Below are 18973 nucleotides of genomic sequence, written 5' to 3'. Positions count from 1 at the left end.
GCGTTCAGCAAGCCGAACGCCCGTCAGTTCAGAGTATAGACGTCATGTTGACAGCATGGCGTCGTTCTTTTGGCACCACATTGATGTAATGTGTGACATAGGCAAAATATAAACCGGCATAATTTTCGACAAGTTCGATAAATGCCGGGTAAATGGACATCCGGCCATCGCCGCGATCTTTAAGATAACCTGCCTCCTGTGCCGATTTGATAATGCGGTTGACGTGAATACGCGAGACGAAAAATTCTTTTGCAAGTGTGCTGGCTGAATACGCTATTATGGCACCGTATGCTGTTTTGTTTTTAATAGCCTGCAAATAGAGATAGAGCATAATCATTCGGCCACCATCCTTATCAATAAATAAACCCACCTCCGGAAGTACTTTACTGAATGTTAATCCGCGGAAAAGGTATTCTGCGGCGCGCCGGAAAAAGTTGTGCCTGAGAGTGTCATTGTCCAGAAGATTAACATTAATGTTGAATGTCGGATAAAGAATGCTAACAGGCGTGAACGCCCCGGACATATAGCGTTTAAGCTCATCCAGTCCTTTTTCCGTAGGCGCGATTTTTGTTTTTCGCCGATCTTCGGTACAGCGCCAAGTCTTAATTCGCCCGGTGGTTTTAAGTATGGTGATGATCGCAATAACGCTGTTAGGGCTGGCGATATTATAGCGTGAGCACAGTGCCTTAATCTCCGAGACCGACTCAGCCTGATTGCCAAAAACAAAACAACATATTGAGAGTATTATATTGAACCGTGATTCCTGAAGCATCGTTTTGTAGAATAGGGGTTGTTTTTTATAAATGGCGTCATTGATTCTGTAATGTTCTGTTATAGCTTCACTAAATCGCGGGTTGTTTTTAATGACATCCCGTCGATGTAGCAAAGCTCTGGATGAGATGTGATTATCCATAGCATTTTCTCTTTTTTGTCTGAGCCGATGAGAAGAAGTGTCCGGACTTCTTTTTCGGAATTTTCATTATACCTTGAGAAAGTCCTGGTTACTGTTGTTATATGAAAAGAAAATGATATTTATGCTGCATATGGATGAGTCGGTTGATTAACGCAAAGATGTTCATGTGCATAACATTGATAACGGTTTATTAACCAAATGGGGTGCGGTAAAATTATTCAATGCGACAAGGAATATTGGCTTTAATTACATATGGGAATGATGTTTGTATTCTCAGGAGCAGGTTATGTCTCAAAATTTACCTTCTGTGCAAGGTACTTGCTACAAGCAACGGTTTGTTATTTCAGCCTGCGGTTTCACCTTTGAAGGGTATAGCCTGCTTCTGAAATCTCGAGGCGTACACGCCACGCGACTCCATTTTGAAGAGGATGAAATATGTTCCGTTGACGTTGAAAAAATGATGGAAAATCAATCGCCCGAGGTTTCGGTTTTCCTTGGTCGTGACGTTGCTACTTTTCTTGAAAGCCTGAAGCGCTTGGTATCCGTTCTGAATGCACTGCCAGTGATTTGCAGGGTCACCCTGTATGGTGCACTACCTGAGCGATGGCTTAATGCAACGTTGAGAAGTCTCGTTAATAATACAAAAAAGCTTTCCACGATCAGGGTAGAGAATATTACAGAAATAATGGGCTTTGTAAAAAATGAGACAGATGAGCGTGCTGGCCCTTCACGCTTGTTGCGTAACGTACCGGACAAGGAGGGTAAAGAAAATTTGCATGGGTTAACACATCGCGAGTTAACCGTGCTACTGAATTTCTATCAGGGTATTTCCATAAAAGAGCAGAGTAAGAGGTTAGGGCTGTCAGATAAAACTATTTATACCCATCGTAAGGTGGGTTTGGGTAAATTATATATTATCAGAGTATGGTTTAGCGACTCTCGCGTTTTCAGAGATGAGGTTTGTGCAGGAAAAAATAAAACAAAAGTGTTTTCGGAAACGGAAATTGATATATTACAAGCGTTACATAAACGGGAAATCTTTGCGGCTTATCAAATTATCACTGATAGTGATAAAAAAGGAGTTGGATTTGAAATCCTGCTGCGCTGGCATAAAAAAGGTGAGATCCTGAAGCCAGCCTATTTTCTGGGAGGGATAAAAAATAGTGAAATATGGCTCAAGCTAACGGCGTTAGTCATCCATGCGGCCGTATCAGGTATCAATAAATACAATGGAAAATATTATTTTTCAGTTAACATTCCTCCTCAACTTGCTTCGGGAAACGCGCTGCCGGGGATGGCCAAAAAGGCCGTCGAAATGTTACTCAAACCGCAGTGGGCCGGGAAACTGGTCTTTGAACTAGCTGAAACGATTGACGTAACAAAGGATAAAAATATTCCCGAAACACTCCAGCGTTTACGCGCCGAGGGATGTCGGCTTTTTCTGGATGACTGTTTTTCAAAATATCATGCTATGCTGCCCATCAGACTGATTAATGTTGATGGACTAAAGCTTGATCGCGATATTGTTGAGCACTTTGTGGCTAACGACAAAGACTATAGCATTATTAAAGCGATACAGGTTTACAGCGACATGACGGGGACCGAATGCGTTGCGGAAGGCGTCGATAGCGAAGAAAAATTTGAAAAACTTGTCGCGTTAGGGGTTAAGCGATTCCAGGGTTATTATCTTTCCCACGCGGTTAAAGAAGAAGAGTTGGATCGAATGGTACGGCTATTTAGTTAACGGCTTCACTATGCTGGTGGTACGACAGACTACAGTATTCGACCACCAGTAAAAAACACTCAATCACCGTCGCAATAGTGTATTCTCAGATATCATCACGCGTAAAGCCGACAACAATTTCAAGTGTGTTGCGAATGACATCGCAGGCTTCAGGCTCCTCGGTAATTTCAAGGGCGTGAATCAGTTGCAGGATGATCTCTTTATTCGAAAGGTTGTCACCGGTCAGCATAATACAGCGTATTGCCGAGCCTAACACTTCAACTTCACCACTGAGATGCTTTCCAGCATTAAGAAAGTGTTCCGCCAGTCCTTTATCGTGCAGGGCTTCAAAATTATACGTCTGGTGCATAGTCGCTTTACTCATGGTGGTCACCGTCTCGGTTAAAATTAGTGTTTCTTATTTGGGCTCAGAAGCGTGTTGTGAGTAAAGAGAGAGCGCATGCGGCCAATTTCATAATCGCCCATCACTCTTCCCCGGTCGTGCGATACGCCGGTTACACGCTGGCGCACTTCATCTTCAGCGGCAATCAATGCATTTTTACGCTCATCATTTGATTCAACGTTAGCCATCGCCAGCAGGCGATTAGCAAGAGACGCAAAGGTAATAGGCCCGTTCTCTTTCAGTATGGATAATACGGCCTCACCGATAAGGTCATCCTTAAGTCGTTCAAATTTAGTTCTATGCATAGCTTAATCTCACTCTGCTACACGCGGCTGTAGCATGGGGTTAGTCATCGCATCCAGATGCTCTATTCTCACTCAGCATGACTAACTTAGTAAGTTAAAAACAGTGTTCAGGTTAACGCTCGAAGAAGAGGGCTATCAAACCGTTATAGTGCGCTTTCTCAACGTCAGACGTTGATTCTTCAATTCTGCGCAACAGCTTTGTACAAATTGTCATTCTGCTCAGTTGTACATTTTCTTTGATGATCTCACTGACGATGGCACCAAGGGTTTCCTGCTGTGTTGGGACGTTATCCTTGTTAAAATACAAGGTTATAGCGCTTTCTGCTGTAGAGGGAGCATGGTTGCGACGCATAATTTTCCACCGTTGACAAACAATTTTGTAACATCACTGGCATCGAATTTATACTATCCGGTCAAATCTGTACATCTAAATTGTACAAGTTTTTCGTGCGGTTCGGTGATTTGTCATAAGAACTATCAAAATTAGGGGGGAAGAGAGGGAGAAAAACGTGGGGCATAGAAAAGGCCCCGGAGGGCCTGAAATTATTTCCGTCCCAGCAGAAGTCCCAGAACGATGCCTACCGCACCCGCAGCGATTAAGCCCGTTAACGGGTTATTTCTGACGGCTTCAGTAACATCCGAGACGGCATCACTGGCCTGGGCTGCATATTTTTTCGCTGCACCTTTCACCTGATGTTTAGGGGAATCAACGAATTCACCAAACTGCTGCTGCGCAGAGCCGGATAATTCATCAAGTTTGTTTTTGGCTTTATCGCCAGCGTATTGTGCATTTTTATCAGTGTCGAAATCAGACATTCCAGCCTCCTTTTGTTGATAGTCTAAGGATAGACGCTGATGGCAAGAGTGAGAGAGAATTCGCTAAAATCGACGCCTGATTACCTCTTTTTAGGATATGTCTTTCTTACATGTCCACCATAACGCCCTAAGGATGGAGTGGATAAATATTTCCCTCGCCGTCTCTGTCTACGTAGCGGGAAGAGACTATTTCTCTCGTGCGTTAGCGCGAAAGGTAATGTAATAGCCAAGGGATGCGGCCAGGCACAGCATATAGCCGAACGATTCCGAACCTTCCTCCACGGCGTTTTTCACGACACGCATATAGCCATGCTCCAGGATGGCGTGCCACAGCACCTGCATTCCAAAGAGGCGGGAGAAGACCAGTACAGCCAGCAGGCCGCTCAACAGAATACCGTACCAGGGGGATTGGGTATATTTTGCCAGCTGTTCCAGGGTAGCGCGAAAATGCATAACGGGGCGAATTAACGCCAGCAGAGCGGTAATCAGCGCGAACCACACCCAACTCCCATGAGAAATGAGATCAAAAAGCGCGTCCAGCTCACGAATTAGCATTGTCAGGAAAAATCCACCCACCAGAATATTGCAGTAACGCATGGATTCGTTCATTTTCGCCAGACGAAAATGGAGAAAAACGATAGTCGCTAATACCGTTTCCTGCATAATTTCGGTCAGTGATAATTCCGGAATATCATGGCCGACAAACCGCATATCAACCCAAAGACAAAGTATAATAAGCGCGCATGCGACCGCCGCGCCAACAAAGAATAAAAAGCTCTTTAGTACAATCATTAACACCACCATTTTGTTTGTAGCAGTATGTTAGGTGACGAGAATGTTATTTCTGTTCACATCGTGCCATATAAGTGCTGAATTTTAACATTACGAGCTAAATAGGATTCGTAGCGGCCAGAATAAACCCTAAATATCTTTTGTTCCTTGCCGGCGATGTGCTCATTGCAGCGTCTCTATCTTGTGGTTTACAGGGCAATAACATACGAGGTACCATACCCTCCTATAGTATCAGGAGGGCGTATGCCGCATTCACCCGAAGATAAAAAACGTATTCTGACCCGCGTCCGCCGCATTCGAGGCCAGGTTGATGCCCTTGAACGCGCCCTGGAGTCGGGCGATCCCTGTCTCGCCATTCTGCAGCAAATTGCCGCCGTGCGCGGTGCTGCCAATGGCCTGATGGGTGAAATGGTTGAAATTCACCTCAAAGATGAGCTGGTGACGGGGGAGACCACCCCGGATCAGCGGGCAGTGCGGATGGCGGAAGTCGGCCATTTGCTGCGCTCTTATCTAAAATAAACCCACACACCTCACAACAAGGGAAAGACATCATGAAATCTCGCGCAGCTGTCGCGTTCGGCCCAGGCCAGCCGCTGAAAATCGTTGAAATTGATGTTGCTCCGCCGAAGAAAGGCGAAGTGCTGATCAAAATTACTCACACCGGCGTCTGCCATACCGATGCGTTTACCCTGTCCGGTGACGATCCGGAAGGCGTATTCCCGGCGGTGCTCGGCCACGAAGGGGGCGGTGTGGTGGTGGAAGTGGGTGAAGGCGTTACCAGCCTGAAGCCCGGCGACCATGTGATCCCGCTCTACACCGCAGAGTGCGGCGAGTGTAAGTTCTGCAAATCCGGCAAAACTAACCTCTGTCAGGCAGTGCGCGCCACGCAGGGCAAAGGTCTTATGCCGGACGGTACCACCCGTTTCTCCTATAACGGCGAGCCAATCTATCACTACATGGGGACCAGCACCTTCAGCGAATACACGGTGTGCGCCGAGATCTCACTGGCGAAAGTGAATCCGCAGGCCCCGCTGGATAAAGTCTGTCTGCTCGGCTGCGGTGTCACCACCGGTATCGGCGCGGTGCATAACACGGCGAAAGTGAAAGAGGGTGACACCGTGGCGGTGTTCGGCCTGGGCGGGATCGGTCTGGCGGTCATCCAGGGCGCGGTACAGGCGAAAGCTGGGCGTATCATTGCTGTGGATACCAACCCGGAGAAATTTAAGCTCGCAGGTGAGATGGGTGCGACCGACTTCATCAACCCGAAAGACTACGACAAACCGGTTCAGGACGTGATCGTTGAGCTGACCGACGGCGGCGTGGATTTCAGCTTCGAATGTATCGGCAACGTCAACGTGATGCGCTCAGCGCTGGAGTGCTGCCACAAAGGCTGGGGTGAGAGCATCATTATCGGTGTGGCCGGCGCGGGTCAGGAGATTAAAACCCGTCCCTTCCAGCTGGTGACAGGGCGCGTATGGCGCGGGTCGGCATTTGGCGGCGTGAAAGGCCGTACACAGCTGCCGGGCATGGTTGAAGATGCGATGGTCGGCAAAATTCAGCTCGACCCGTTCATTACGCACCGCCTGCCGCTGGAGCAGATCAACGAAGCTTTCGATCTGATGCACGAAGGAAAATCCATTCGTACCGTCATCCATTTCGGCGACAACTGATTATTCTGCCAGCGGTTTTTCCCGCTGGCATTTCTTCCCTGATCTTCTCTAAAGTGTGACCTGTCTGGCGCTTTTAGGCGTAATCTAGTTCCCCGCTGTGCCGATGACTCTTTTACAGGCGTGTTTTTACGCATCTTACCTATAAGAGAGTCGACGGTCATGGACAACACAACATCGATGCAGGCGCAGCACAAGCTGAGTTTCTTGCATCACATCCGGCTGGTTCCGCTGTTTTCCTCCATTCTCGGTGGCATTATTCTTTTGTTTGCCTTGAGCTCGGGTCTGGCAGGCTATTTCCTGCTCCAGGCCGATAACGATCAGCAGGATGTCACAGCAGAAATCCAGGTGCGCACCGGTCTGTCAAACAGTTCCAACCATTTACGCACCGCCCGTATCAACATGATCCACGCGGGGGCGGCGAGCCGCATCGCGGAGATGGAGGCGATGAAGCAAAACATCGCTGAGGCTGAGACCCGCATCAGGCAGTCGCAGGATGGATTTGCCGCCTATATGAAGCGCACCGTTCGCACTCAGGCTGATGAAGCGCTGGATGGCGATCTGAAAGCCCGCTATGACGCCTACATCGCCGGTATGCAGCCGATGCTGAAATATGCCAAAAACGGCATGTTTGAAGCCATTATCAACCATGAAAATGAGACCGCGCGTCCGCTGGACGATGCCTATAACGCGGTGCTGCTGAAGGCGATAAAAATCCGCACCGAACGCGCCAACGCACTGACGGCGCAGGCTCACACCCGCACCCGGCTGGGGCTGATGTTTATGTTCGGCGCGTTTGGCCTGGCGCTGGCGCTGGCGGTGATCACCTTTGTGGTGCTGCGCCGTACGGTGATAAACCCGCTTCAGCGAGCCGCTACGCGTATCGAAAATATCGCGAAAGGCGATTTAACCATGCCGGACGAACCGACCGGGCGCAGCGAAATTGGCCGCCTGACGCGCGATCTGCAAACAATGCAGCACGCGCTGGTGACAACCGTGGGCACAGTGCGGCAGGGGGCGGAGGAGATCTACCGGGGAACCAGTGAGATCTCCGCGGGTAATACCGATCTCTCATCCCGAACCGAACAGCAGGCGGCGGCCATCGAACAGACGGCGGCCAGCATGGAGCAGCTCACCGCGACGGTGAAGCAAAACGCCGATAACGCGCATCATGCGAGTAAACTTGCAGAAGATGCCTCCGGTAAGGCCAGCCGCGGGGGGCAGATGGTCTCCGGCGTGGTGAAAACCATGGGTAATATTTCCACCAGCTCGAAGAAGATCTCTGAAATTACCGCCGTGATTAACAGCATCGCGTTCCAGACCAATATTCTCGCGCTCAATGCGGCGGTCGAGGCGGCGCGTGCGGGTGAACAAGGACGCGGCTTTGCGGTCGTGGCGAGTGAAGTCCGCACCCTGGCAAGCCGCAGCGCGAACGCGGCGAAAGAGATTGAAAGCCTGATTAATGAATCGGTGTCGCTTATCGATCAGGGTTCCGGGGAGGTGGTTGCGGCAGGCAATACCATGAATGAGATCGTCGAGGCGGTTAAACGCGTCACCGATATTATGCTGGAGATTGCGGCCGCGTCTGATGAGCAGAGCCGCGGCATTGTTCAGGTGAGCCAGGCGATTTCCGAGATGGATAAGGTGACGCAGCAGAATGCCTCGCTGGTGGAAGAAGCCTCTGCGGCGGCGGCCTCGCTGGAAGAGCAGGGCGCGCGTCTGACGGAAGCCGTTGGCGCGTTTCGTCTCAATGGGGCACGAGCAGGAAGGACTGCTGCCGCAACCGCAGCAAAACCCGCGCCTTTAACCCCGGCGGCGGCTGTCTCAGGTGATAACTGGGAAACGTTCTGAGTAAGACAGACCCGCCCTCGCGGCGGGTTCTGCGTTTAGGGTCAGAGAGGCATTGACTTACGAATGGCGCTTAACAGCGTTTGGGCGCCTTCAGAGAGCGGGGCATCTACCCGCGTCAGGATCCCAATGGGTTCTCCTGCGCCGGGTGAGGTTACCGGCAGCGCGGTGAGCACGCCGCGTCGCAGATCGTCCTTCACCGCGCCGGACGGCACAAACCACACGTAGTCATAATCCACCGTCAGCTGGCGCGAAAGAGACGCCGAGAGCGTTTCAATACACCCTGAAGGCAGCGTGCAGCCCTGCATTTGCAGCAACGCTTCCGCATTCTGACGCGGAACCGTTCCTTTCGGGGAGACTACCACCGGCCACTCCATTACGCGGCTTAAGGTGACGGTATCCTGCAGCAGGGGATGATTCGGACGCACGACCAGCTTCAGTGATTCCAGGAACAGCAGCTCGTAATTCAGGCCGCTCATCAGTTCCGGATCGGACATCCGGCCAATGCCCAGATCGAGCTCCCCTGACTTCAGGCCCGCCAGCAGCATGGTGTTATTCATGGTCGCGACCTGAAGCGTGGCGTGCTTTTGCTGGCGGTGGAACTGGCCGATCGCCGCAGGCAATATGCCCAGCGCCGCCGTTGGCAGTGCCCCCACGCGCACGATGTCGCTGGCCTGCTCTTCTTTACGGTTTAAGGCCTGACCGGCGGTATTGAGGGCATCAAGAACTTTAACGGCATGCGTCAGGAACTGTTCGCCTACGAGCGTAAGCTGAGCGCCCAGACGGCCGCGGTCGAACAGACGGGTTCCGGTAAGCTGTTCCAGTTCGTTCAGCGTTTTGGATAGTGCAGGCTGACTAAGGTTAAGGGTTTCAGCCGCTCGCCCCAGCGTTCCCTGTTGAGCGACGGCCACAAATGTATGCAAATGGCGCAAGCGTATGCGCTGACTGAACAGACCATTTTTTTCCATAGGCGATGTTAAAAACAGAGCGACGCGGGTGACAAGTTAAGTTGTTTGAATTTGATAACCTGATAGCAAAATATTTTTAACATTCGATCTGTTTGAGTTACAACTGTTTTTCGAAAACGCCCATGCTTTGACCACTCGTCTGCCTGGATCACAATTTGTAAATTCTTCCCAACGAAAAGAACGGGCTTCTCTACACTCCAGGTAGTATTCACTGGAGGCATGACATCATGGCGAACACCATCACGGCTGATGATATTCGGGAACACTTTTCGCAGGCTATGTCGGCGATGTACCAGCAGGAAGTTCCGCAGTACGGCACCTTGCTGGAACTGGTGGCGGACGTTAACCTGGCGGTTCTGGAAAATAACCCACTTTTACATGAACAACTGGCAAATGCAGACGAACTGGCGCGCCTGAATGTTGAACGTCACGGTGCGATCCGCGTTGGCACCGCGCAGGAGCTTTCCACCCTGCGCCGGATCTTCGCCATTATGGGCATGTACCCGGTCAGCTACTACGATCTCTCCCAGGCGGGCGTGCCCGTCCACTCGACGGCGTTTCGTCCGACTGACGATGCGGCGCTCTGCCGTAATCCGTTTCGCATTTTTACCTCGCTGCTGCGCCTGGAGCTGATTGAAAACGTTGCGCTGCGCGAAAGGGCGGCAGAGATCCTCTCCCGGCGCAACATCTTTACGCCGCGCTGCCTGGACCTGATCGACCTGCATGATGCGCAGGGACACTTTACCGAGGCACAGGCGCGCGAATTTGTGCAGGAAGCCTTAGAAACCTTCCGCTGGCATCGCCATGCGACGGTCGATCAGGAAACCTATCTGGCGCTTAGCAACGAACATCGCCTGATAGCCGACGTGGTCTGTTTCCCGGGGTGCCATATCAACCATCTCACGCCGCGCACGCTGGATATCGACCGGGTACAGGAACTGATGCCGAAGTACGGCATTGAGCCGAAAATCCTGATTGAAGGCCCGCCGCGCCGCGAGGTGCCGATCCTCCTGCGCCAGACCAGCTTTAAGGCGCTGGAAGAGCCGGTGCTTTTCGCGGGAGAACACAAGGGTACGCATACCGCGCGTTTCGGTGAGATTGAGCAGCGGGGCGTGGCCCTTACGCCGAAAGGGCGCGAGCTGTACGACTGTCTGTTAAATCAGGCCGGGACCGGCAAAGACAACCTGACCCATCAGCTTCACCTGCGCGAGATCTTCAGCACCTTCCCGGACAGCGAAATGTTCCTGCGCCGTCAGGGGCTGGCTTATTTCCGCTACCGTCTGACTCCGACAGGTGAGGCGCATCGCCACGCGTTTCGTCCCGGCGACGATCCGCAGCCGCTGATCGAACGCGGCTGGGTTGTGGCGCAGCCGATCACCTATGAGGATTTTCTGCCCGTCAGCGCGGCGGGGATTTTCCAGTCGAATCTTGGCAATGAAACGCAGGCGCGCAGCCACGGCAATGCCAGCCGCAATGCCTTCGAAGCCGCGCTCGGCTGTGCGGTGTACGACGAGTTTACGCTTTACGAGGAGGCGGAAGCGCGCAGCAAACAGCGTTGCGGTTTGCTCTGAAACCGTTACTCTGCAGGGGTGTGATGGAAAAAGAAGGTTGGTATGGAAAATCCCTCCGCCCCTGTGGTTGAAACGCGCCAGGGCGCACTAATTGGTTCTACTGAAGGCGATACCCATGTGTGGTGTGGCATTCCTTATGCGGCACCGCCGGTTGGCCCGTGGCGCTGGCGCTCCCCACGCCCCCCTGCACGCTGGGATGGCGTGCGTCCGGCGACGGCGTTCTCCGCCTCCAGCTGGCAGAGCAGCGAAAGCTGTCAGGAGTTGGGCGGCGGCGATCCTGGCCAGTTCTCTGAAGACTGCCTGTACCTTAACGTCTGGTCGCCAGTCGTACGCGCCGATCCGCTTCCGGTGATGGTCTGGCTGCACGGCGGAGGATTTACACTCGGCGCTGGCGGTCTGCCTCCGTATAACGGCAGGGCGCTGGCGAAGCGCGGCACGGTGGTGGTGACAATTAATTACCGTCTCGGCCACCTCGGCTTTTTTGCCCATCCGGCGCTGGAGGGGGAAGAAGAACGCGTGGTGCATAACTTTGCGCTGCTCGATCAGATCCAGGCCCTGGAATGGGTGCGCGATAACATTGCCGCGTTCGGCGGCGATCCTGAGAACATCACCGTATTTGGCGAGTCGGCCGGTGCGCGCAGCGTGCTGTCGCTGATGGCTTCTCCGCTTGCGGGAGGACTGTTCCATAAAGCCATTGTGCAAAGCGGGTACACGCTGCCCGACACCCCGCGCGAGCAGGCCATGCATAAAGGCGAAGTGATTGCTGCCCATTTTGGCCTGCAAAATGCCACCGCGGAACAGCTTCGCGCGATCCCGCCTGAGGCGTTCTGGCCGTTGATCTCGCCGCTGAATATCGCCCCTGCGCCCATCGTGGGTGACTGCGTTTTGCCTGAGGCCATGCTCGATGTCTTTTTCGCTGCCCGTCAGCATTCAGTACCGGTGATGATTGGGTCAAACAGCGACGAAGCCAGCGTGATGTCGGTGTTCGGGGTCGATCTTGCCGGGCAGATCCAGAAGCTCCGTCGCGAGCGGCGCTTTGGCCTGGGGCTGATCAAGCTGCTTTATCCGGGCGTGAAGGGCGATGAGGAACTCGGCAGGCAGGTTTGCCGCGACATGGCCTTTACCACCATGGGATACGTGGTGATGCAGGCGCAGCAGCGGGCAGGCGGCCTGTGCTGGCGATACTGGTTTGATTATGTGGCCGAAGCGGAGCACGCGACGTATACCAACGGCGCCTGGCACGGTAACGAAGTGCCCTACGTGTTCGATACCCTTGGGCAGGTGGAACCCTCGCGGCAGTATGTAAATGAACGCGATCTGGCCTTCGCCGCTCAGGTGGCGGACTACTGGGTGAGCTTCGACCGGGATGCGGGAGCACGCGATAGCCTGGTGGGGCCCACGCGCTGGCCCGCCTGCCGGAAAGGGCGGGACGTGTTGTTGCGCATCGGTGTGAATAAACATGCAGGTTTTCGGCTTGAAAACCGTTTTATGCGTGCCCGTATGAGCCTCTTCAAACGGGTAATGAAACACCACGTCAGCCTCGACTGAGCAGACAGGCACGAAACGCATCCAGCACGTTCTCCGGGTCGGGTGCGTCGCGTAACACCAGCCGGTAGCTCGCCCCCGTCTTTATGCTCGTATCATAAGGCCGCATCAGCCGTCCGGCGTGCACGTCCTCCTCCACCAGCGTTTCATCCGCAATGGCGATGCCCAGCCCCTGAATGGCGGCGGTAATGGCCAGATCCATGGTTTCAAAGTGTTGATTTTTGAGCATAGCTGGCGCCGGACGCGGCTGTTTCGCCAGCCACAGCGTCCAGTCCGTTTTGTCCCGCGTGGGGTGCAGGAAGGTGAGTGTTTCCAGCGCAGAACCGGCCCGCAGCGGGCTCATCACCGGGGTTAAGGCCTCTTCGAACAGCAGATCGCCGGCGCTCATGTGCGTTCCAAACACAATCGCCGCGTCATAGGATTCGGTTTTGAAATTGACGTTATGATCGGTGGTAGTGGTCAGCGCAATCTGGAGTTCCGGCTGTTCGCGCTCGACCTGTAACAGACGCGGTACCAGCCAGCGCATCGCGCAGGTAGGCGCTTTCAGACGAATTACGGTCTGGTGCGTCCGCGCCTGTTCAGCAACGTTAAGCAGGTGCTCAAACGCAGATTGCAGTTCCGGCAGCAGGGCGCTTCCCTGTGAAGAAAGACGCAGGCCGCGAGCATGGCGTTCGAACAGCGGGAAGCCGAACCAGCTTTCCAGCGAGGCAATTTTGCGGCTTACCGCCCCCTGCGTCAGACAAAGCTCCTTCGCGGCATGGGTAAGATTCAGGTGACGCGCGGTCACGATAAACGTCTCTACGGCATTAAGCGGAAATGAACGACGCGACATATCTCACCTTAGCTATGCGTTTTTGTCATGGCTATTATGACAACAATTCGATTGTCCCGGCAATCAAGTTATTGTTTGAATAGTTATGCATTCACCACGAGAAGGGACAGAGGATGACTTTGAAAACGCCGGTGCAGACCCGCTCTAAATTGCCCGATGTAGGAACCACCATTTTTACCGTTATCGGCCAGCTTTCAGCCCGGCATAACGCCATCAACCTTTCTCAGGGTGCGCCGAATTTTTCCTGCGACCCAAAACTTATCTCCGGCGTCACTCGCGCCATGGAGTCAGGGCATAACCAGTATGCCTCCATGACCGGGCTGCAACCGCTCAGAGAGCGCATCGCGGACAAAATTGCCACGCTCTATGGCACCCGCTATGACCCGGTGAGTGAGGTACTGGTGACTGCCAGCGCCAGCGAAGGGCTTTACTCAGCCATCAGCGGGCTGGTTCATCCTGGCGATGAGGTGATCTATTTCGAGCCCTCCTTTGACAGCTATGCGCCGATTGTCCGTCTGCAGGGGGCGACGCCGATCGCTATTAAGCTGACGGTACCGGATTTTGCCGTGAACTGGGATGAAGTACGCGCGGCTATTACCCCGCGCACGCGGATGATCATCGTCAATACGCCGCACAACCCGAGCGGACAGGTGTTTTCAGCCGCCGATCTGCACCAGCTGGCAGCGCTGACGCGCCACACCGACATCATCATTTTGTCTGACGAAGTGTACGAGCACGTCGTTTTTGATGGCGAACCGCACCATGGGATGGCAACGCACCCGCAACTGGCGGAGCGCAGCGTGATTATTTCTTCTTTCGGAAAAACCTATCACGTCACCGGCTGGCGCGTGGGTTATTGTGTGGCGCCCGCGGAGCTGATGGATGAAATATGTAAGGTCCATCAATTTTTAATGTTCTCGGCCGATACGCCGATGCAGTACGCGTTTGCCGAACACATGACCGATCCGCAAACCTGGCTGTCGCTGGCGGCGTTTTATCAGCGCAAGCGCGATCTGCTGCAAAGTTTGCTCGCCGACTCACCGTTCAGGCTGCTTCCGAGTGCCGGTTCGTTCTTCCTGCTTGCGGATTACAGCGGCTTTAGCGACGAGCGCGACAGCGAGATGGTGAAAAGGCTGATTGTTGAGTACGGGGTTGCCACCATTCCGCTGTCAGCGTTTTATGCCGATGGCACGGACAATAAACTGATCCGTCTCTCTTTTGCGAAAGATGAGGCGACGTTACGGGCAGGTGCCCAGGCCCTTTGTCGGGTTACACCACGTTAAGGAATTTGAGATGAAATTACGCGCGTTAGTTGTCGGCATAGGACTGCTGTGTTCATTCTCGACGTTTGCTGCTACCGAGTTGCGATACGGGCTGGAAGCGGAATATCCGCCGTTTGAAAGCCGCAATGCCTCAGGGGAGCTGGAAGGATTTGACGTAGAACTGGGAAATGCCATCTGTAAAGCCGCCGCGCTGAAGTGCAGCTGGGTAGAAACCTCGTTTGATGCGTTGATTCCCGGTCTGGTGGCGAAAAAGTTCGACGCCATAAACTCGGCGATGAACATCACCGAACAGCGTCGTAAGAGCATTGATTTTACCCAGCCCATCTACCGTATTCCCTCCCAGCTGGTGGGCAAAGCCGGTTCTGCGGTAGAGGCCACGCCGGAAGGGCTGAAGGGCAAAACCATCGGCGTTCTCCAGGGTTCCATTCAGGAAACTTACGCCAAAGAGCACTGGGAAAAGCACGGTGTCACCGTGGTGTCTTATAAAGATCAGAATATGGCCTGGGGGGATTTGCTGAATGGCCGCATCGATGCCTCGCTGGTGATGTCAGCGGCCGGGCAGGCAGGTTTCCTCAGTAAGCCGCAGGGTAAAGGGTTTGGCTTTATCGGCAAACCGGTGTCGGACGACACCATCCTCGGCAGTGGGATCGGCTTTGGGCTGCGTAAGGGGGATGAGGCCACCAAAAAGCAGCTTGATGCCGCAATTGATAAAGTACGTGCCGACGGCACGATCGCTAAACTGGCTGATAAGTACTTCCCGGGTATCGATGTCAGCGTAAAATAACCGCCTCGTTGGTCCCGGCTGACGATGTCCAGCCGGGACATTTTTATACATAACTTTACCCCTTTTTCAGGCCGTTCTGGTCGACAGAAAATATTTCTCGGTTTGTTCAGATAATCATCCGCCAACAATTGGATTCTTAACCGTTTTTGTTTAGGCTGTGCGTTCTTTCTTGCCGTCATTTCGCTGCGCGCGAAACTCATTCACACGACCATAAGGACGTTTTCTCAGGCATGAATCGCAGACGTTTTCTCAAAGGTTCCCTGGCAATGGCTGCCCTGAGCGGCACTTCTGGCCTTGCTTCTCTGTTTTCCCAGGCGGCGTATGCTGCTGACTCCGACATTGCCGACGGTCAGAGCCGTCGCTTTGACTTCTCTGTTCTGCAATCCATGGCGCACGATCTGGCGAAAACCCCGTGGGGTGGTGCGCCGCGTCCGCTGCCGGAAACGCTGGCCACCATGACGCCGCAGGCGTACAACGCCATCCGTTACGATGAGAAACAGTCGCTGTGGAATAACATTGAAGGTCGCCAGCTGGACGCCCAGTTCTTCCATATGGGGATGGGATTCCGCCGCCGCGTGCGCATGTTCTCGCTGGATCAAAGCACCTCTCAGGCGCGTGAGATCCACTTCCGTCCAGAGCTGTTCAGCTACGGCGATACGGGCGTGGATACCAAACAGCTTGAAGGTCAGAGTGACCTCGGCTTCGCCGGATTCCGCGTCTTTAAAGCGCCGGAGCTGGCGCGACGCGATATCGTTTCGTTCCTGGGCGCGAGTTACTTCCGCGCAGTGGATGATACCTACCAGTACGGCCTTTCCGCACGCGGGCTGGCGGTGGATACCTTTACTGACACCCCGGAAGAGTTCCCGGATTTCACCTCCTTCTGGTTTGAAACCGTTAAGCCGGGCGATACCACCTTTACCGTCTATGCGCTGCTGGACAGCCCGAGCATTACCGGTGCCTATAAGTTTGTGATCCACTGTGAGAAGAGCCAGGTGATCATGGACGTCGAAAACCATCTCTATGCGCGCAAAGACATCAAGCAGCTCGGCATCGCGCCGATGACCAGCATGTTCAGCTGCGGCAACAACGAACGCCGCATGTGCGACACCATTCATCCGCAGATCCACGATTCAGACCGCCTGGCAATGTGGCGCGGTAACGGAGAGTGGATCTGCCGACCGCTGAACAACCCGCAAAAGCTGCAATTTAACGCTTATCTGGATAAAAACCCGAAAGGCTTTGGTTTGTTGCAGCTTGACCGTGATTTCTCCCATTACCAGGACGTCATGGGCTGGTATAACAAGCGACCAAGCCTGTGGGTCGAGCCGCGCAACAACTGGGGTAAAGGATCCATCGCCCTGATGGAGATCCCGACAACCGGCGAGACGCTCGATAACGTGGTCTGCTTCTGGCAGCCGGAAAAACCGGTGCAGGCGGGTGATGAACTGGACTTCAAATACCGTCTCTACTGGAGCGCGCAGCCGCCGGTGCGTTCACCGCTGGCAAACGTCTACGCTACCCGTACCGGTATGGGCGGCTTCCCGGAGGGCTGGGCGCCGGGTGAAAATTACCCGAAAGTGTGGGCCCGTCGCTTTGCCATCGACTTCGTCGGGGGCGATTTGAAGGCCGCCGCACCGAAGGGCATTGAGCCGGTGATCACCCTGTCCAGCGGTGAAGCGAAGCAGGTGGAGATCCTCTACGTCGAGCCGTTCGACGGGTATCGCATTCTGTTTGACTGGTACCCAACCTCTGACTCCACCGAGCCGGTCGATATGCGTCTGTTCCTGCGCTGTCAGGGCGACGCCATCAGCGAGACCTGGCTGTACCAGTATTTCCCGCCCGCGCCGGACAAACGTAACTACGTTGACGACCGGATCATGCGTTAGTCCTTATGGGATTGTGCCGGGTGGCGGCTTCGCCTTACCCGGCCTGATCCGGACGCATTTGTAGGCCGGGTAAGCGTTAGCGCACCCGGCAATTAAGAGGCACTATGTCTTCAGAAATTATCCCCGTAACCCAGGAAATCGAGCTTCGCGCCGTCGAAGAGCGCTATACCACCGATCTGCACAACCTCGTTATTAAAAACAAAACCTGGCTGCAAACCGCCTTCGACTGGGCGCAGCATGTCGGCACTGAAGAGGACACGCGCCGTAACGTGCAGAGCAACCAGATGCTGCACCAGCGCGGCTACGCCAAAATGTTCCTGATTTTCATGAAGGACGAGCTGGTGGGCGTGCTTTCTTTTAACGCGATAGAGCCTGCGAATAAGGCCGGGTACATCGGCTACTGGCTTGACAAAGCGCATCAGGGACAGGGCATTCTCTCTCAGGCGCTACAGGCGTTTATGCGCTATTACGTTGAGCGCGGCGAGATCCGCCGCTTTGTGATCAAATGTCGCGTGGCTAACCATAACAGTAACCGCGTGGCGCAGCGCAACGGTTTTGCGCTGGAAGGTTGTTTGCGGGAAGCGGAAATGCTCAACGGCCGCTTCGATGACGTAAACCTGTACGCCAGGTTATTCCCGCTATAGCGCCCCCAGCAGCGGCGTCCGGGAGATCCGCGTGTCACCGTTGATCACTTTGGCTCCCCGGACGTGAATGCTTGCACCCTCCAGCGCCTCGATCGCCGCATCGTCTGTCATCTCCACCTGATGCTCAATCAGGACATCACCGCTGATACGCGCGCGCCCCTGAATAACGACCTTGTCATCAATCAGGATCGGCCCGCCGCGTAACCACGCCTCGCCACCAATCAATACGTGGTGTTTAATCACGCAGTTACCTTCGACGAGGGCGTTTTCCGCGACCTGTGAACTGTACCGCACGGTCGGGATCGCATCATCCTCTAAACCGGCCAGCAGGCGGGCGTTGCCGTACACTTTGGCGCAGTCGCACACCCAGACGTTATTAAGCGCGTTGCCCTCAAGAATGGCGCGGTCGAACACCTCCGAGCGGTGCTCAACAAAGGCCCAGGTCACCATGGCATCGCCGTAGATTTGCGCCTGATGCACAATACGCGACTGGCTGACCGTGGCTCTGTCGTAAATCTGCAGGATCTGCTCACGGTCGGGTGTCAGCCCTTTGGCTGCAATCACCATGCTGTTATGCAGCACCCGCGCGTCACCCGCGATACGGCATTCCCCGCGTACGGTGGAGTGCTGGATAGTGACGTTGTCACTTATTGCCGCGCCATGACTCACCTCTGCCGCGTCAAGCCAGCTGTTGCCGCCTACGAGTGCGCGGTGGCTTACGATGCAAGGTTGGGTGAGGCGGGCGTTGCCGGATATCCTGGCCCCGGCAAACACCACGCTGTTTTCATCATAAACCCAGCAATCCCCGTCCTGGGCGAGCGCGTGTTCATCCTCAACCCAACCACCTTTTGTCCCGCTGGTCACATCGTTAAAATTCTTTGCGGCAATAATCTGTCTGAGTAGGGTTGTGCACGGCGTTGATCCGTCCTGCCAGCGCCAGAGACGCGTTTCATTGCTAAGCCTGTATTTTGTCATCGTGTTTTCCCTGAAAAG

At 54.1% G+C, this 18973-nt stretch carries 19 protein-coding genes; 10 read left to right on the top strand and 9 right to left on the bottom strand.

Annotation, left to right across the window (positions count from 1 at the left end; genetic code table 11):
* Nucleotides 1–28: 28 nt before the first annotated feature.
* A complete protein-coding gene (locus CKK19_RS09315) occupies nt 29–913 on the bottom strand; it encodes a hypothetical protein (RefSeq protein WP_063853655.1) in 885 nt (294 codons plus the stop codon).
* Between the two features lie 286 nt (nt 914–1199).
* Here CKK19_RS09315 and CKK19_RS09310 point away from each other — a divergent pair, with 286 nt between their 5' ends.
* Nucleotides 1200–2657, top strand: a complete 1458-nt coding sequence (locus CKK19_RS09310) for an EAL domain-containing protein (protein ID WP_063853654.1) — start codon at nt 1200–1202, stop codon at nt 2655–2657.
* 85 nt (nt 2658–2742) lie between these two features.
* Here the strand turns inward: CKK19_RS09310 and CKK19_RS09305 are convergent, their stop codons facing one another.
* From CKK19_RS09305 to CKK19_RS09285, 5 genes are all read right to left on the bottom strand, one after another.
* Nucleotides 2743–3021 carry a biofilm development regulator YmgB/AriR family protein gene (locus tag CKK19_RS09305; protein WP_075208094.1) on the bottom strand — a complete coding sequence of 93 codons (279 nt, stop codon included), beginning with the start codon at nt 3019–3021 and terminating at the stop codon, nt 2743–2745.
* A 23-nt stretch (nt 3022–3044) separates the two neighbouring features.
* The gene (locus tag CKK19_RS09300; RefSeq protein WP_023306164.1) at nt 3045–3344 is read right to left on the bottom strand and encodes a hypothetical protein; all 300 of its coding nucleotides are present in this window, start codon (nt 3342–3344) and stop codon (nt 3045–3047) included.
* A 112-nt stretch (nt 3345–3456) separates the two neighbouring features.
* Complete coding sequence (gene ycgZ, locus CKK19_RS09295; RefSeq protein ID WP_003857265.1) at nt 3457–3696, bottom strand: regulatory protein YcgZ; 240 nt, start codon at nt 3694–3696, stop codon at nt 3457–3459.
* A gap of 191 nt (nt 3697–3887) precedes the next feature.
* On the bottom strand, nt 3888–4160 hold the full coding sequence (locus CKK19_RS09290) for a DUF883 family protein (RefSeq protein WP_003857263.1): 273 nt from the start codon (nt 4158–4160) through the stop codon (nt 3888–3890).
* 186 nt (nt 4161–4346) lie between these two features.
* Nucleotides 4347–4952, bottom strand: coding sequence for a hypothetical protein (locus CKK19_RS09285; protein ID WP_022648071.1), 606 nt, complete (start codon nt 4950–4952; stop codon nt 4347–4349).
* A 243-nt stretch (nt 4953–5195) separates the two neighbouring features.
* Here CKK19_RS09285 and CKK19_RS09280 point away from each other — a divergent pair, with 243 nt between their 5' ends.
* The 3 genes from CKK19_RS09280 (at nt 5196) to CKK19_RS09270 (ending at nt 8470) form a co-directional block, all read left to right on the top strand.
* A complete protein-coding gene (locus CKK19_RS09280; RefSeq protein WP_003857256.1) occupies nt 5196–5471 on the top strand; it encodes a metal/formaldehyde-sensitive transcriptional repressor in 276 nt (91 codons plus the stop codon).
* Between the two features lie 32 nt (nt 5472–5503).
* Entirely contained in the window at nt 5504–6622 is a 1119-nt protein-coding gene (locus CKK19_RS09275; protein WP_017693450.1) for an S-(hydroxymethyl)glutathione dehydrogenase/class III alcohol dehydrogenase, read from the top strand.
* Nucleotides 6623–6781: 159 nt separating this feature from the next.
* Nucleotides 6782–8470, top strand: coding sequence for a methyl-accepting chemotaxis protein (locus tag CKK19_RS09270; protein WP_023300069.1), 1689 nt, complete (start codon nt 6782–6784; stop codon nt 8468–8470).
* A gap of 41 nt (nt 8471–8511) precedes the next feature.
* Here the strand turns inward: CKK19_RS09270 and CKK19_RS09265 are convergent, their stop codons facing one another.
* Nucleotides 8512–9435 carry a LysR substrate-binding domain-containing protein gene (locus tag CKK19_RS09265; protein WP_022648073.1) on the bottom strand — a complete coding sequence of 308 codons (924 nt, stop codon included), beginning with the start codon at nt 9433–9435 and terminating at the stop codon, nt 8512–8514.
* A gap of 227 nt (nt 9436–9662) precedes the next feature.
* On the opposite strand from CKK19_RS09265, the gene CKK19_RS09260 reads away from it, so the two are divergent.
* Entirely contained in the window at nt 9663–11006 is a 1344-nt protein-coding gene (locus CKK19_RS09260; RefSeq protein WP_063853653.1) for a VOC family protein, read from the top strand.
* 42 nt (nt 11007–11048) lie between these two features.
* On the top strand, nt 11049–12554 hold the full coding sequence (locus CKK19_RS09255) for a carboxylesterase/lipase family protein (protein ID WP_063853652.1): 1506 nt from the start codon (nt 11049–11051) through the stop codon (nt 12552–12554).
* Here CKK19_RS09255 and CKK19_RS09250 read toward each other — a convergent pair.
* A complete protein-coding gene (locus CKK19_RS09250) occupies nt 12541–13383 on the bottom strand; it encodes a LysR family transcriptional regulator (RefSeq protein ID WP_063853651.1) in 843 nt (280 codons plus the stop codon). The genes CKK19_RS09255 and CKK19_RS09250 overlap by 14 nt on opposite strands.
* Nucleotides 13384–13496: 113 nt before the next feature.
* Here CKK19_RS09250 and CKK19_RS09245 point away from each other — a divergent pair, with 113 nt between their 5' ends.
* The 4 genes from CKK19_RS09245 to rimL all read left to right on the top strand — a co-directional run bounded on the left by CKK19_RS09245 (nt 13497) and on the right by rimL (nt 17980).
* On the top strand, nt 13497–14666 hold the full coding sequence (locus CKK19_RS09245) for a pyridoxal phosphate-dependent aminotransferase (protein WP_063853650.1): 1170 nt from the start codon (nt 13497–13499) through the stop codon (nt 14664–14666).
* Between the two features lie 10 nt (nt 14667–14676).
* Complete coding sequence (locus CKK19_RS09240; RefSeq protein WP_063853649.1) at nt 14677–15450, top strand: ABC transporter substrate-binding protein; 774 nt, start codon at nt 14677–14679, stop codon at nt 15448–15450.
* A 230-nt stretch (nt 15451–15680) separates the two neighbouring features.
* A complete protein-coding gene (locus tag CKK19_RS09235) occupies nt 15681–17336 on the top strand; it encodes a glucan biosynthesis protein D (protein ID WP_032622222.1) in 1656 nt (551 codons plus the stop codon).
* A 104-nt stretch (nt 17337–17440) separates the two neighbouring features.
* Nucleotides 17441–17980, top strand: coding sequence for a 50S ribosomal protein L7/L12-serine acetyltransferase (rimL, locus tag CKK19_RS09230; protein WP_022648080.1), 540 nt, complete (start codon nt 17441–17443; stop codon nt 17978–17980).
* On the opposite strand, the gene ydcK is transcribed toward rimL, so the two are convergent.
* The gene (gene ydcK, locus CKK19_RS09225; RefSeq protein WP_063853646.1) at nt 17975–18955 is read right to left on the bottom strand and encodes a YdcK family protein; all 981 of its coding nucleotides are present in this window, start codon (nt 18953–18955) and stop codon (nt 17975–17977) included. The genes rimL and ydcK overlap by 6 nt on opposite strands.
* Nucleotides 18956–18973: the final 18 nt, after the last annotated feature.

This window comes from Enterobacter sp. CCUG 70166, assembly GCF_020224095.1.
GTDB classification, from domain to species: Bacteria; Pseudomonadota; Gammaproteobacteria; order Enterobacterales; family Enterobacteriaceae; genus Enterobacter; species Enterobacter intestinihominis.
The sequence above is the reverse complement of the archived record's forward strand: the minus strand, read 5'-3'. Positions and strand labels throughout refer to the sequence as shown.

Bases quoted from the DNA above. Each gene is read 5' to 3' on its own strand.
- CKK19_RS09315 (WP_063853655.1), bottom strand. From the start codon at position 913: ATGGATAATCACATCTCATCCAGAGCTTTGCTACATCGACGGGATGTC.
- CKK19_RS09310 (WP_063853654.1), top strand. From the start codon at position 1,200: ATGTCTCAAAATTTACCTTCTGTGCAAGGTACTTGCTACAAGCAACGG.
- CKK19_RS09305 (WP_075208094.1), bottom strand. From the start codon at position 3,021: ATGAGTAAAGCGACTATGCACCAGACGTATAATTTTGAAGCCCTGCAC.
- CKK19_RS09300 (WP_023306164.1), bottom strand. From the start codon at position 3,344: ATGCATAGAACTAAATTTGAACGACTTAAGGATGACCTTATCGGTGAG.
- ycgZ (WP_003857265.1), bottom strand. From the start codon at position 3,696: ATGCGTCGCAACCATGCTCCCTCTACAGCAGAAAGCGCTATAACCTTG.
- CKK19_RS09290 (WP_003857263.1), bottom strand. From the start codon at position 4,160: ATGTCTGATTTCGACACTGATAAAAATGCACAATACGCTGGCGATAAA.
- CKK19_RS09285 (WP_022648071.1), bottom strand. From the start codon at position 4,952: ATGATTGTACTAAAGAGCTTTTTATTCTTTGTTGGCGCGGCGGTCGCA.
- CKK19_RS09280 (WP_003857256.1), top strand. From the start codon at position 5,196: ATGCCGCATTCACCCGAAGATAAAAAACGTATTCTGACCCGCGTCCGC.
- CKK19_RS09275 (WP_017693450.1), top strand. From the start codon at position 5,504: ATGAAATCTCGCGCAGCTGTCGCGTTCGGCCCAGGCCAGCCGCTGAAA.
- CKK19_RS09270 (WP_023300069.1), top strand. From the start codon at position 6,782: ATGGACAACACAACATCGATGCAGGCGCAGCACAAGCTGAGTTTCTTG.
- CKK19_RS09265 (WP_022648073.1), bottom strand. From the start codon at position 9,435: ATGGAAAAAAATGGTCTGTTCAGTCAGCGCATACGCTTGCGCCATTTG.
- CKK19_RS09260 (WP_063853653.1), top strand. From the start codon at position 9,663: ATGGCGAACACCATCACGGCTGATGATATTCGGGAACACTTTTCGCAG.
- CKK19_RS09255 (WP_063853652.1), top strand. From the start codon at position 11,049: ATGGAAAATCCCTCCGCCCCTGTGGTTGAAACGCGCCAGGGCGCACTA.
- CKK19_RS09250 (WP_063853651.1), bottom strand. From the start codon at position 13,383: ATGTCGCGTCGTTCATTTCCGCTTAATGCCGTAGAGACGTTTATCGTG.
- CKK19_RS09245 (WP_063853650.1), top strand. From the start codon at position 13,497: ATGACTTTGAAAACGCCGGTGCAGACCCGCTCTAAATTGCCCGATGTA.
- CKK19_RS09240 (WP_063853649.1), top strand. From the start codon at position 14,677: ATGAAATTACGCGCGTTAGTTGTCGGCATAGGACTGCTGTGTTCATTC.
- CKK19_RS09235 (WP_032622222.1), top strand. From the start codon at position 15,681: ATGAATCGCAGACGTTTTCTCAAAGGTTCCCTGGCAATGGCTGCCCTG.
- rimL (WP_022648080.1), top strand. From the start codon at position 17,441: ATGTCTTCAGAAATTATCCCCGTAACCCAGGAAATCGAGCTTCGCGCC.
- ydcK (WP_063853646.1), bottom strand. From the start codon at position 18,955: ATGACAAAATACAGGCTTAGCAATGAAACGCGTCTCTGGCGCTGGCAG.